General features: G+C 37.8%; 7 protein-coding genes. 2 read left to right on the forward strand and 5 right to left on the reverse strand.

The genetic code is table 11. The features are described 5' to 3' along the window. Positions 1 to 45: 45 nt before the first annotated feature. The 5 genes from ACTBZY_RS17090 to ACTBZY_RS17110 all read right to left on the reverse strand — a co-directional run bounded on the left by ACTBZY_RS17090 (position 46) and on the right by ACTBZY_RS17110 (position 9,478). Entirely contained in the window at positions 46 to 1,275 is a 1,230-nt protein-coding gene (locus ACTBZY_RS17090) for a TolC family protein (protein WP_463047565.1), read from the reverse strand. After that, on the reverse strand, positions 1,272 to 5,096 hold the full coding sequence (locus ACTBZY_RS17095; RefSeq protein WP_463047566.1) for an efflux RND transporter permease subunit: 3,825 nt from the start codon (positions 5,094 to 5,096) through the stop codon (positions 1,272 to 1,274). The genes ACTBZY_RS17090 and ACTBZY_RS17095 overlap by 4 nt, the downstream gene beginning before the upstream one ends. 87 nt (positions 5,097 to 5,183) lie before the next feature. Further along, the gene (locus tag ACTBZY_RS17100; RefSeq protein ID WP_463047567.1) at positions 5,184 to 5,603 is read right to left on the reverse strand and encodes an HYC_CC_PP family protein; all 420 of its coding nucleotides are present in this window, start codon (positions 5,601 to 5,603) and stop codon (positions 5,184 to 5,186) included. A 468-nt stretch (positions 5,604 to 6,071) separates the two neighbouring features. Beyond that, positions 6,072 to 8,273, reverse strand: coding sequence for a hypothetical protein (locus ACTBZY_RS17105; protein WP_463047568.1), 2,202 nt, complete (start codon positions 8,271 to 8,273; stop codon positions 6,072 to 6,074). Between the two features lie 2 nt (positions 8,274 to 8,275). Continuing rightward, positions 8,276 to 9,478, reverse strand: a complete 1,203-nt coding sequence (locus ACTBZY_RS17110) for a sialidase family protein (RefSeq protein WP_463047569.1) — start codon at positions 9,476 to 9,478, stop codon at positions 8,276 to 8,278. Positions 9,479 to 10,002: 524 nt separating this feature from the next. Between ACTBZY_RS17110 and ACTBZY_RS17115 the strand changes: the two genes are divergently transcribed. Together ACTBZY_RS17115 and ACTBZY_RS17120 are read left to right on the forward strand one after the other, a co-directional pair. Next, entirely contained in the window at positions 10,003 to 10,542 is a 540-nt protein-coding gene (locus tag ACTBZY_RS17115) for an RNA polymerase sigma factor (protein WP_463047570.1), read from the forward strand. A 348-nt stretch (positions 10,543 to 10,890) separates the two neighbouring features. Beyond that, complete coding sequence (locus ACTBZY_RS17120) at positions 10,891 to 14,286, forward strand: SusC/RagA family TonB-linked outer membrane protein (RefSeq protein WP_463047571.1); 3,396 nt, start codon at positions 10,891 to 10,893, stop codon at positions 14,284 to 14,286. The last annotated feature ends 3 nt before the right edge of the window (positions 14,287 to 14,289 follow it).

Consider the following 14,289-nt stretch of genomic DNA (forward strand, 5'->3'; position numbering starts at 1 on the left):
ATTGTTAAAATTGTTTTTTTCATTTTGAAATTGATTTGTTAAAAGTTAAAAAATATTTTTTGCAGTAATAAAGTCAATCTTAGCTATGGCTAAATGATAATTCTTTAAGACCGTAGCTTTAGTCATTTCGTACTTAAGTGTTTCTTGTTGCACCCTAAGCACCTCCTCAAAATCTCTTCCTGAATTGGCATAAGCCGTATAGAGCAGATTTATGATTCGGCTATTTCTATCTATTTGGTTTTGATAATGCTGATAAAGTTCTTTGGCCCTTTCTACCTCAAAAGATGCTGTGGAATAAGTACTCCAAAGTTTGTTTTCCATCCCCTCTCTCTTTTCAGAAAGTGCTACTTGAATCAATTGTGATTCTTTCACAAAAGCTACATTCTTCTTTTTGAAAATCGGTAGGCTTAGCGTAACCATTGGCATTAAAACATCTTTACCATTTTGTGCCATTTCCACATCCTTTCTTTTGGAAATCATGGCGTAATCTAGACCTATTCCAAAATTTGGTTTGGATTTCAATTTGGCTAAATTCTCATTTGCTATCTCTGCTTCTATTTTGGCATCAATCAATTGCAGAGATGGATTCGTCTTTATGTATGCCTCAATAGAATTCTCGTTTATTGGGAGAAGTAAGGGGTTTTCAATTTGTACTATTAAAGTATCATTTCTATTTAAGAGTCTATTAAATGATACATAAAGTGGATTAAGACTTTCATGAAGTATTTTAATATCTGTTTTCACATTTTCCAACATAATATCCACTCTTAGAATATCTGTAAGAGGAACTTTCCCATTGGCATATTTTATGGTGCTGACCTGTTTGTAGGTATCAAGGATTTTCAGGTTTTCTTCATTGATTCTAATGTGCTCCATGACTTCATAAATTGGAAAATAAGTCTGTTTAACGTTTAGAAATAATTCATTTTTAGCCACGGATATCTCCTTGTATTTAGCCTGAGCCATTAAACTAGCGGCATCTTCTCTAGCTTGTAAAGTGCCAAACCAAGGAAACATTTGGCTGAGGGAAAGTTTTGCCCTTTGAGCACCCACCCTAGTTTCAATTGGACTCACAAAAACACCAAGAGAAACCGTTGGGTCTGGCAGCGTATTTACTTGCGGTATTTTTTGAAGTGCTGCATTGAATTCACTAAATCCGGCTTTAATGTCTGGATTATGCTCAGCCGCTTCTTTAAGATATTCCTCCAAAGTCTGGCCTTGACTGCATATTGATAAGGAAACGAAGAACAGGATATGAATAATTGATTTCATCATGATTTCAGTTTTTTTAATTTCCTTTCCTCCCTTATAGAGAAAAGTACAGGTAGTATGAAATAAGAAGTGACGTCGATTATCATTCCGCCAAATGCCGGAATAGCCATAGGTAACATAATATCTGCTCCTTTACCCGTAGAAGTGAAGATGGGAAGCAAAGCGATGATAGTGGTGGTAGTGGTCATGGTACAAGCTTTTATTCTTCTGTGCCCACCAATAACTACCGCCTGACGGAGTTCTTTTAAATTACTATACTTGTTCTCTTTAAAGCTTTGGGTAAGATATGTTCCCATAAGCACGCCATCATCTGTGGCAATACCAAACAGTGCAATAAAACCTACCCAAACAGCCACGCTTAGGTTGACAGTTTGCATTTGAAATAGATCATGCATATTAGTCCCAAAAAAACCGAAGTTCATAAACCAGGGTTGACCCCAAAGCCAGAGCATGATAAAACCACCACTAAAGGCTACAGAAATACCAGTAAAAACCATTAAAGAAGTGGAAACGGAATTGAACTGAAAATATAAAATCAGGAAAACGATTCCCAAGACTAAAGGGACAATGACAGCCAGTCTTTTTTCGGCACGAATTTGATTCTCATAACTTCCAGAAAACTTATAACTGATACCTGACGGAACCACCAATTCCCCGTTATCAATCTTTCGCTGAATATGTGCTTGAGCAGCTTCTACTACATCTACTTCGGCAAAGCCTTCCTTTTTATCAAGTAGCACATAACCCACCAAAAAAGTATTTTCACTTTTGATCATTTGGGCTCCTTGTACATATTCCAAATCAACCAAATCACCTAAAGGAACCTGAACACCAGTTGGCGTCGGGATATAGATTTTTTTTAGACTGCTGGGGTCGTCACGGAGTTCTCTTGGATATCGAATCCGAACAGGAAATCTTTCTCTACCTTCTACTGTAGAAGTTATCTGCATCCCACCTATGGCTGTTTCTATCGTTTTTTGAACATCTTCAACGGTGAGGCCATATCGAGCAATGGCATCTCTGTTAATATTCAGATGTATATAAGGTTTACCTACAATTCGGTCTGCAAAAACGGCTTCTTGTTTTACAGAAGGTACTTCTTTCAGAATGGCTTCTAGTTCCATTCCAAATGCCTCAATGGTTTTTAAATTTGGTCCATATACCTTAATTCCCATTGGTGCTCGCATACCTGTTTGGAGCATAACGAGTCGTGTTTCTATGGGTTGCAGTTTAGGAGCTGATGTAACGCCGGGTATTTTGGTTACACGAACAATCTCATTCCAAATATCGTCACTTGACTTAATTTCTTTACGCCAATTTCTGAAGTACTCACCGTCTGGGTTTGTCAATAAATCTGTGGTACTAATACCTTTTAACAGAGCATCTTGATTGGAAAGTGTATCGCTGCTACTAGTGATGAAATCGTTATTATCATCCACCATAAAACGCTGTCTATGTCCTTTTGAATTTACGGCGTATTCTGGCTTATAATTGATGATGGTTTCATACATTGAAATAGGTGCTGGGTCTAATGCCGTCTCAGCTCTACCCATTTTTCCTACTGCCAGGTCCACTTCAGGAATGTTGGCCAAAAGCATATCCAATTGCTGAAGCACCTGCTTGTTTTGAGCTACACCTGCATGAGGCATAGAAGTTGGCATTAGAAGAAAACTTCCCTCATTTAAGGAGGGCATAAATTCCTTACCCATTCCTGGAAAAGAATTTGACATACCAGACCATATCACCGTATTACGGATATTGATATCTACTTTATCAAAACCCGTTGATACAAATCCAAAAATAGAATTAAAACCCAACCAAATGTTTGCAGCCAGAAATATTAGAAACGAAGGAATCAAAAGAAAGCTGGTTTTGTGCTCCAGACACCAGCCTAAAATGCGGGTATAATAATGCTCCAAAAGCAGGAAAATACTTATTATGACACCCACGATGATAGCCACGAAAATGAAATTGGTCATTAAAGAGGTGGAAGCACCCAAGGGTAACCAATATTTAGCCAGAAGCCACACAACGGCTATAAGTGAGACAATTAATTCCCCATGCCTTAAAGCAAAGGCAGGTATCTTGGGAAGTTGTTTATTCTTGAAAAGAAGGTAATTTTTGCTTGTACCGATGAGTCCGTACAGAAATAAAATACTACCCGGCAAGAAATAGCCCATGGTGAATGTGACTAAACCAATAAGAATTAAAGCAAAGCTGCCATATTTTTTCACCTTGTCGTTTTTGATTTTAAAACCAAAAAACCAATGAGCAAAGCTTGGCAACAGTAATAAGGCCACTATCAATGCCGCTATAAGTGCGAAGGTCTTGGTAAATGCGAGTGGTGTAAAAAGCTTACCCTCTGCGGCTTGTAAAGTAAATACAGGCACAAAGCTTACAATGGTAGTGGCTACCGCCGTAAGAATAGCAGAGCTCACCTCAGAGGCACCTAGATAAACGGATTCAATGAGCTTTTGTGACGGAGGGGCTTCCTCCATCTTTTTAATTACATTTTCTGAAAGAACTATGCCTAAATCTACCATGGTACCAATGGCTATAGCAATACCAGAAAGAGCCACAATGTTGGCGTCAACGTGGAAATATCGCATAGCGATGAAAACCATCAAAATTGCTATTGGAAGTAAACTTGAAATTAAAATGGAAGCCCTCAGATTTAAGACCATCACCATCACTACCAATAAACTGATTAAGATTTCTAGTGAGAGAGCTTCCTCTAAAGTGCCTAATGTTTCCTGAATGAGCTGTGTTCTATCATAAAAAGGAACTAAAGTCAGTTGGCTTTCTACGCCATTTGCCAATGTTTTCTTTGGCAACCCGCTGGAAATATCTTTGATTTTATCTTTTACCGCATTGATGACATGCAGCGGATTAGAACCGTATTTGGCTACTATTACGCCACCAACTACTTCAGCTCCATCTTTGTCTAGTAATCCTCTTCGGGTAGCAGGTCCTAGTGTAACTACGCCAATGTCTTTAACTCGAATAGGAACATTTTGATTGACCCCTACGACGGCTTTTTCCAAATCTTCTACCGAACGTATGTAACCTAAACCCCTTACTAAGTATTCCGCTTTATTTATTTCAATCGTTTTAGCCCCTACATCTCGGTTAGACTCTTTCACGGCTTGCATAATCTTATGCAAAGGAATCCCATAAGCCCGCATGGCATCGGGATTCACATCAATCTGGTATTCCTGTATGTATCCTCCAATAGAAGCTACTTCTGACACTCCTTCAACAGCATTCAGTCCGTATTTAACATAGAAGTCTTGAACGGAACGAATCTCGTGTAAATCCCAGCCTCCCGTGGGGTTGTTATCTTTATCCCGCCCTTCTAGCGTATACCAATATACTTGTCCCAATGCCGTAGCATCAGGGCCTAGAGCTGGCTGTACCCCTTCTGGTAATAGATTAGTCGGTAAGGAATTAAGCTTTTCTAGAATTCTGGATCGAGACCAATAGAATTCTATGTCCTCATTAAAAATAATGTAGATACTGGATACCCCAAAAATAGATGAACTACGGATAGACTTTACTCCTGAAATCCCTAATAGTGAAGTGGTAAGTGGGTAAGTAATTTGGTCCTCAATATCCTGCGGAGAACGACCCATCCATTGCGTGAAAACAATCTGTTGGTTTTCTCCAATATCGGGTATGGCATCCACAGGAACGGGGTCTGAAGGCAGAAAACCTGTTTGCCAACCGAAAGGTGCGGTTATTATGCCCCAGCCCACTATAAGAGCTAGAAATAAGAGGGTTACAAGCTTGTTGTAAAGAAAATATCGGATTATTTTATTTAACATATCATTAGATAACATTAAGTAATTAATGTTTTAAGACATAGTCATGCCTTATGGTCTGTCTTTACAGACCTATTCTATGATAGTTTATTAAATAAGAAAAGATTGAAACAAGATCTGGACGTCTTGTTTTATTAGAGGATGTGGAGTATAGTTGGTATAAAAATTATGACCTTCTAATAAAGGGAAATTAATATTGAAAAAAGTGTAAACAAATGCAATGCTAAAATCAGGGTTTACGGTTATTTGTTCTCTCGTGGATTGATAATCATCTTGAATATCAAGCTGATAAACAAGATTGGCACAGCAGTTTTCTGAAATAAATGGCTGTCCGTTGTGAACTACTGCATTGTCAACGTCCATCGACGACATTCCACAATCCAAATTATGTTGACCAAAGCCCACCTCTGATTTTACAGCATGACCACCACAAAAGTGGGTGGCAAATGTAAATCCCATGTGACTGAATAGCATCAGTGAGGCTAGCGATATGGCGATTAGTTTTTTCAATACTTCAAAATAGACAATTATCTCATCGAAAAAGAATGATGAAAACCATTATTACAAAATAACAATGATTTCTTTGAATTGGTCTTACACAATTTCTCGAAGTTCTTACACAATTATGGTATTAATCTCTTTGCCATAAATATCTAAACCCGCTTTATGCATTAGGCAATCTCGCGATTTTATCGGGACCGTAGCTAAATTGCTTCAAATCAATTATTAAACCCATTCATTCCACTTTAAAACTCATTACGATTCACCATTGCATAGACCGGGTTAAACAAAAAGGAGGCCATCTCTCTAATATGAGACAGCCTCCTCTTCTTTAGAATTATTCAAGTTCTAATTGTGGTCAACCTCACTCCGAACTTTTATTCAGGTACTACTCCCACCAATAATAACCTATCACTATCAACATATCAAGCAGAGTGAAGTAGAAATGACGACATAGATAAGACGCCAAAGGCCACATTATTTCTGCGGAGAACTAATAACCCCTAGATATCTTCCCATCCAATAAGGCAAAAGCCAAATGTCGCCAGCACTGTACTCTAAAGTTCCGTTTTGACCAACTCTATCTAGTCTAAACATATTACCATTATGTCTTTGTATGGGTCTTTCATCAGGTGGAAGTACCTCTTTGGTAGTCTGTGTTCTAAAATTAGGAGCCAAATTATCAATGTCTTTTCTATGACTGTTACTTATATCCCAACCTATGAGGTCAATAGGATGCTCTCTAAGATACCAAGCAGCCTCATCCAAATCGAAATTTGGTGTGCCCGTTATGGCCGTAAAAATATTCCAAGCTCCTTCTTTTTCTGGTCTTTCGGCTTCCCAATGGTCTATAATGGCCTTTTTATATTTGGCTTTCAAGGCTTCATCAAAAGCATAGCGATACAGACCCCAGTATCCTACGAAATACATTTCATCGTCTGAGTGATTCCATGCATCTGAGAGCATTTTACTTTTATCATCAGAACCCTCTCCTGCCGAAGCAATTTCTTTCATTGAAAGCATCAAATTTTCCAAATAACCATGCTTGTACATCAGTTCCAAGGCTTTCTCTTTGTACTTCTCTTTTTTGGTAAAGTGATACGCCGTTTGAAGCATCGCAATGATATTAGACGAGTTCAGTTTTCTATCGCCAATGTTTGTCGGAAAAGAATTAACATATTCTGGATTCCAACGCCCCCAAAGGGTAGGTTTACCGTCAAAATCAATCAAATACATATCATTTTTAACAATATGCGACATAAGTGTATCGAGTAACACAATAGACCTACGTTTCATATCAGGATCTGGTATAAGTTCGGCCATAGCTCCAAAAGCAAATACATGACCAATCACCTCATCACTACTCGTGGTAGATTTCCAGTCCCACTCAGGGTCTGAGGCATGTTGCCAACGTTCCGGATCAGAAAGTTTTTCAATAAATCCGCTACGCTCAAAAGACCTGGATGGGAAACCCGGTACGTCGTTGATAGTATATAACCTTTCCATGGCATCTAATGACTCTCTGCAATTCTCGAGTGCTTCTGGACTTTTGGTGCTGGCATATCTAAATATCTCTCCACCCATATACATGGTAGTCCAAAGTCCGTCGTTGTCGGAATCGTCTAAATATCCAGTAGAAATATTCCCTTTTTCCATTCCAGTGAGCGTGGCATTGAAACCATTTCTGATATGTCGGCTTCGCACTTGTTTATCAAACATATCTGCCTTGTCGGCCAAGGTCATTTTTTTAAAGCAAATTTGGCCTAAACCTGCATCAGTCAATACCAAAACGGAACCTTCTGGACCATCTGAAATATGGATGACGTTATTGCTCGGCAACCAACGCTCTCCATTATAATAATCAAACTTGCCATCTGCACGTTTTGCGAAAGCACCTTTTGATGTTCCAAACCATATTTTATCACCAATGACTTTAACCGCTGTAATTTCTGTCCATGGCAATCTTTGTTGCAGAGCACCTTGTTTTTTTGTGACAAGATTGTACTCAAAATAACCGTTATGAGTACCCAGGATTAAATCATTGCCTTTGATATCAAAAGCCGTTAAATCAGAACCACTTAAAAGCTTAGAAAATGTATTGGATGGAGTTAAAAAAGTATAGACCGCCTTTTTACCTAAAATCACAAAAGTATTGGTTGAAGCTAAAAATTTAATATCTAAAACTTCATCTCCTTCTAAATTCAACTTCCAGATTGTTTGTGAATTCTTTACAAAATGCAGATTCTTTTTATCTGAAATCAAAAATCCAAAGTCGTTACCGGCTTCAAAAATAGACGCCTTAGGTAAATCATGTTTAGAAAACAAACTTCCAGCCCAAGCATTGCTCAGAATAGCGATGTCATCCAGAAGCACAAATTGTTTCTTGTAAACGCCTAAGGCTGCTATTTTTTTAGGCTGAATGGTTCTATAGGTTTTATCGGCCAATAGAGTGCCAGGGTAAAGGAACTGGCCATCATGGGGTGTTAAAATACCTTTGTCTGAGAAAATTTTAATATTCCCGTTTCTATCAGCAAATACTTTATCGAAAGAACCCTGTCCATAATACTTAATGGCAAAGTCCTGAGCATATGGTTTGTCTAAGTAAACGGGCTTTTTAGTTTGTGCAAAAGCGATATCTAAAAAAGAACAAAATACTAAAAGTAATAGGAGTCGTTTCATAATCATTTATTTGAAATTTTAGCTGGGTTAACAACCACGTATTTAATAGACTTATTATTGTTTGGTAAATGGTGTGAGTACGTTATGTGTAATAGGCCGTCGGAAGTTTGTATTAAGCTTGGATAAGAAAATCCACCAGCATTGGGCTCTACATTTTCAAGTGCCGTTTTCCACTTCCATGTTTTGCCCTCATCGTCAGACAGAAAAAGCACAAGTCGATTTCTACCATTTGGTAAATCATTCCCAATAAATGCCCAACGGCCATCGGCAAGAGCAAGCATTTCCACGCTGGCTGTATTTGGAATGTCAGTCTTTATACTCATAGACCAAGACTCGCCAAGGTCTGAAGATTCGCTGTAATGTACCCTTGATGGGTAATCTCCGCTGTCACGCAAAAAGGCCACCAAGTTTTTATTCTTTTTCTGAACCAAAGCTGGCTGTATAGGTCCACGCCCCACCAATGGTAAACTTGGCCTCCACGTGGTGCCTTTGTCGTCAGAAATGGCCATCATTGACATATTGTAACCATCGGAGTATAATGGCAGCACTATTCTACCATTGTCCATGACCAAAGGTTTGATTCTGGTCATCCAGCCAATACTCCTTTTAGTGATGTCTTCGCTGGCTTTAATGATCATGTCATCATAACTAGGGGCATACTCTGACCATCCTTTGCCTCTATCTGGCTGTTCTTTGAGTTTTTTCACTACCTCTTTTGCAAAATCATCGCTAGGCTTTAGCAGAATATTATCTTGCCAAGTCCAATTCGGAGGACCTGGATTAAGGTAATCTGTGGTGGTTTTATACCTTAATATAGACTGCTCCCATTTATTGGCTTGAACAGCAATCCAAACCAAGTAAAGTTTTTTATCTTGATTCAAAAAAAGCACTGGATTGCAGTCTGGAATATTGGGTGTGTCTGCCATCTGAAAAGGTTCACTCCAACGTGTTTCACCTTTTTTGAGCCTTGCTCCCATTAATTGTACATCGTCGAAAGTTCGTTCACCACTACCATAAAACCACACCGCCAAAAAATCACCATTCGGCAAATTTACGATGCTGCTACTGTGTACATGTTTGGCCTGTGGGGCAAAAATAAGGTTTGAACTCACTAAGGCACCCTCCTTACTTATGGCTTGCTGGGAAACAGCACCGATAGAGGTTTGGAATAGTAAGATAAAAATCCAATTCTTATAATAATTCATTTGGCATAATGTTACATCACTAAATATGGATTAATACTTCACTTTGCACTTTTGGTACTATTCATAGATAGCGAAATATGATTTTTTTCTTATTCACGGAGCTTCAAAAACTCAAAATATCTTCACTAAACCTCGAACATATCACTTCAACAGTAACCAGATTAAGTTTTAAGATTCATCTTATAAAGACATCAAGAAAGAGCACTCAATATTAACTAAACATTAAGAAATCGGCCTTGTTTACTAACTCAAAGTTAAACTATAGGCCATTTGCGTAAATTGAGGATTTAATTACGCAATATGCGAATACTTATTATCAAAAATGACGCAAATTTATTATAGGATTTATCTAAACGGCATTTGAAAGTTTAGAAACTACATATAATTCTGTCATCAATCAATTGGTTTTTTGGGTATTGTAAAATTGATAAAGAAGTATAAAATGGAAATTTCAAATTGTTACTATTTGCCTTTTTTTTTAGACATTTTCAACATATCTACCTTCACCGTAATCTCTAACTACCATGGAAGCATTAAATGAAATAATTCAGAAAGTTGCCGAAGGCGATTCTAAAGCATTTACACAATTGTATGATTATTACAGAGAACCAGGACTAAGGTTTATCACCTCTATTTTAAAAGACAATGAGGAAGCCGAAAATATGCTCCAAGAAGTATTTATTAAGATTTGGAATCGCAGAGATCAAATTGATCCTGAATTAAACTTCAATGCCTATCTTTTTACCTGCTTAAAAAACATGGCTTTTGATCATTTGAAAAAGCTAAACAAAAATCAACAAATGCTAGACCAGTATTTGATAAATATTAAAGAGAACCAAAATACAGGCGTAGATATAGAAGAAGTTAAAATAGACATGTTGCTTTCTGCCATGTCAACACTTCCTAAAAAACGAAAAATGATTTTAAAACTCGTGGTGGAGGAAAGAAAGTCATATCAGGAAATTGCCGAAATAATGCGAATTTCGAAAAACACCGTTAAAAATCAACTCGTAAAAGCCAAGCAATATTTGAGGTTAAATATGGATTTGTCCTCCGCTTTTTAAGCACCCATAAACCTCCTTATTATAAGCCAACTATGAGGCAAAAAACCTAAAAATGCTAAGACTATTGCTTTCCATTTAAGGCATTTTGAATAGCCTATCGTTCACGAACCTTTCATCCAAACTCTGCTGCATAAACGCTACTTTTTTGAGCTATATCAAAAAAGTAATTATGTAGATGCTTATAACTTGATTACGAGTACGCTGTACTTTCTTCCTCCCCCTTAGTTTCCTATATGATTGGCCTCCATAAACAAAATAAAAACTTTTGATATTTTAAATTATATGGAGTAGTCTTTTTTTTTACAATAAAAGTATTAACAGTATAATCAATTCTAAAATATAAACAATATGGAACTACGCTCTACTTATCATCGTATGTTACGGCGTTTATTTATTACGACCGTAATAATTGGACTTTGTTTTTCAAATGTTTGGGCCCAGAGCCGAACAGTTACCGGTACAATTACAGCCGAAGAAGATGGCTCAGTTATTCCCGGAGCAAACGTGGTGTTGAAAGGTACCAACAAAGGCACTACAACAAATGCAAACGGAATTTATTCGATTGCCCTAGATAATGCCAACGCTACTCTGATTTTTTCGTTTGTGGGATATAATCCCATCGAAGTGTCCGTAGGAACTCGAAGCGTAATAGACGTTTCAATGACGCTTAATGCTTCCACCTTAAATGAAGTGGTTGTGACTGCCCTAGGAATTAAAAGAGAAGAAAAATCTCTCGGTTATTCTGTAGCTAAGGTAGACGGAAAAGACATGAATAGAGTAACCACTGAGAACGTTTTAAATGGCATGTCTGGCAAAGTAGCTGGTGTTGCCATCAACTCTACGGGTGGTACAGGCTCATCGGTAAGTATGATTATCCGTGGTGCCAAATCACTATCTAGCGACAATCAACCTTTGTTTGTGATTGACGGTGTACCTATTATCAATTCACTTAACAATGTGAGCCAAATAGGTGGCGACAATAGAGTAGATTACGGAAATGCCATATCAGATATAAATCCTGATAATATAGAAAGCGTATCCATTCTAAAGGGTCCAAGTGCAGCGGCATTATATGGCTCTAGAGCCGGTAATGGTGTCGTATTAATTACCACAAAAAATGGCTCCAAAAACAACAAGATGACCGTAAATTTAAGTACTAACACGGTCTTTGATAATCCTTATAAGTTTTTGGATATGCATAGCAAGTTCGCTACTGGAGTTTTACCTTTTACACCTACCAATAATCCTTACCCAGGTGGGGTATTATATATAGATGAAGGTTCTGCCGGAGGTTCTGGTCCTGAACTAGACAAAGGATATAATGCGGTACAATGGAATAGCCCTAAAGATGCCAATGGCAATCCGATTCCTACTCCTTTGGTTTCTTATCCAAATAATGTTAAGAATTTTGTTCAAACGGGTATTACCACTTCAAATGGTATCTCGATAGCCAATAGCACTGACTTAATCAATTATAGAGTTTCGTATTCAAACATGACCAACAGAGGTATTATTCCAAACTCTGACCTCTTCAAAAATTCATTGGCCATAAATACCTCTATGAAAGTTAGCAAAAAGCTTACTTTGACCACTGTTTTAGATATGAGCAGAAACAACTCTAATAACCGCCCTGCAGGTGAAAGAGGAGCTAATCCTCTTCAGTGGGCTTATGCTGTTTCTCCGCATATTAATATTTTAGACATGCAAGATTACTGGGTTCCTGGACAAGAGGGACTTCAACAAAAATCACAGTCCATTGGCAATTTCAATAACCCATACTTTTTGGCTTATGAAGTTAATAATGCATTTGAAAGAAATAGACTATTTGGTAACATAAAAGCAGACTATCAGCTTACTCCAAATATCAATTTAATGGCCAGATATGCCTTAGATACCTATAAAGAAAATAGAGAGACTACAATTGGTCGTAGCTACGATAAAGAACCACGTGGAGCTTATGGATTAATTAACTTAGGCAGATACGAAAGAAACGTTGACGTTTTAGCAACATACGCTAAACGTATGGAGGACTTCTCTTTATCAATTTCGGCAGGAGCTAACTCAAGAGACTCTAAATTTACGGACGTGAGCAATGCCAGTAGAAATGGTACAGGACTGATTATACCAGGCCTATTCACTTTACAAAATATTGCACCAGCTAACTTGTCATACTTCAGCAGTTTATCTCATAAAGTGGTATACAGTGCTTATGGAATGGCAAATATTGGATTCAAGGATATGCTTTATTTAGATTTGACTGCTAGAAACGATTGGTCTAGTACATTGCCAGTAGCTAACAGATCTTATTTCTATCCATCAGCCTCTTTGAGTTTCCTTGTTAACGAACTCTTCCCTGTTTCTTCTAATAACATCAATATGTTGAAACTTAGAGGTGGTATAGCACAAGTAGGAAATGACACCAACCCTTATACTTTGATCAATACCTTAGCCAATAATGAAGCTTGGGGTGGTGTAACAAGACTTTCTAAATCAGGAACTATACTTTTACCAGATTTGAAGCCTGAGATTTCTACCTCTTATGAGGTTGGCGTGGATTTGACGATGTTTCAAAACAAACTTAGATTCTCTGGAACGTACTACACTGTGGAAAACAGAAACCAGATTATTCCAACTAAACTTCCTTCTTCAACAGGATATACCTCAAAGAATATCAATGCTGGACTTCTGGTAAGTAAAGGATTGGAGTTTAGCTTAGGCGGTACACCTTTTGAGAGAAACGGATGGAGACTAGATTTAACGACTAATTTCTATAAAAACTCTACGACTATTAAGAGTCTTTCTGATGGTTTAGATTTCTACACACTTTGGACAGACGCAAAAGGTGGAGCATGGACCTACGTAGGTGAAAAAATAGGTGACATTTATGACGCGGAATTGGTTACTGTTACGGACGAGTCTTCCCCATACTATGGTTATCCTATCTTAGACAAAAATGGTTCTTGGCAGGCCATTAAAGCATCTAATACAAGATCGAAAATTGGAAATTTTAATCCAGATTTTATTTTGGGAATGCAAACATCTTTGACCTATAAGAAGATGAGTTTAAATATGACCTTTGACTGGAGAAAAGGTGGTGATTTTGTTTCTCAAACTTACAGATATGGAGAATCAGATCTTAAGTCTCAAAGATTCTTGGATAACCTTATTAATCCAAATGGTTTGACGGGTGATGCCCTTCGTAATTATTTGGTAGCAAACCAAGAAGAACTGATTAAGGTCAATGGAAATAAATTTAATATCGTAGGTGGTCCTACGGAAGAATACGGTGGATATCCATTTGAATATGGTGGAAATACTTATCCATATGGCGTGTTCAATCCTGGTGTACTAGCGGTATATAATGCTCAAGGACAAATAGAAGGATATACTGAAAACCTTGGAGGAACTGGCACAAAGTATATCCCTTATGGCGACAATTACCCATGGGATTTCACAAGAGCTGCTACGTTTGACGCTTCATTTGTCAAATTGAGAGAGGTGTCATTTGCATATGATATCACAGGGGATGTAACCAAAAAGCTTGGTTTACAAAACGCATCTGTTTCTGTGTATAGCAGAAACATCATTCTTTGGACTGCTGCCAAGATAGGCATAGACCCAGAAATGGCATTCCAACCTCAAGCAGGTACACAGGCGGGTACACAGTTTAAGCAGGGTATTGAAAGATACAATGTAACCCCATGGGTAATTCCAGTTGGATTTAAATTAAATCTAACATTTTAAACC

Source organism: Arcticibacterium sp. (assembly GCF_055134445.1).

Coding starts and splice junctions, on each gene's coding strand:
- ACTBZY_RS17090 (WP_463047565.1), bottom strand. CDS start 1,275: ATGATGAAATCAATTATTCATATCCTGTTCTTCGTTTCCTTATCAATA.
- ACTBZY_RS17095 (WP_463047566.1), bottom strand. CDS start 5,096: ATGTTAAATAAAATAATCCGATATTTTCTTTACAACAAGCTTGTAACC.
- ACTBZY_RS17105 (WP_463047568.1), bottom strand. CDS start 8,273: ATGAAACGACTCCTATTACTTTTAGTATTTTGTTCTTTTTTAGATATC.
- ACTBZY_RS17110 (WP_463047569.1), bottom strand. CDS start 9,478: ATGAATTATTATAAGAATTGGATTTTTATCTTACTATTCCAAACCTCT.
- ACTBZY_RS17115 (WP_463047570.1), top strand. CDS start 10,003: ATGGAAGCATTAAATGAAATAATTCAGAAAGTTGCCGAAGGCGATTCT.
- ACTBZY_RS17120 (WP_463047571.1), top strand. CDS start 10,891: ATGGAACTACGCTCTACTTATCATCGTATGTTACGGCGTTTATTTATT.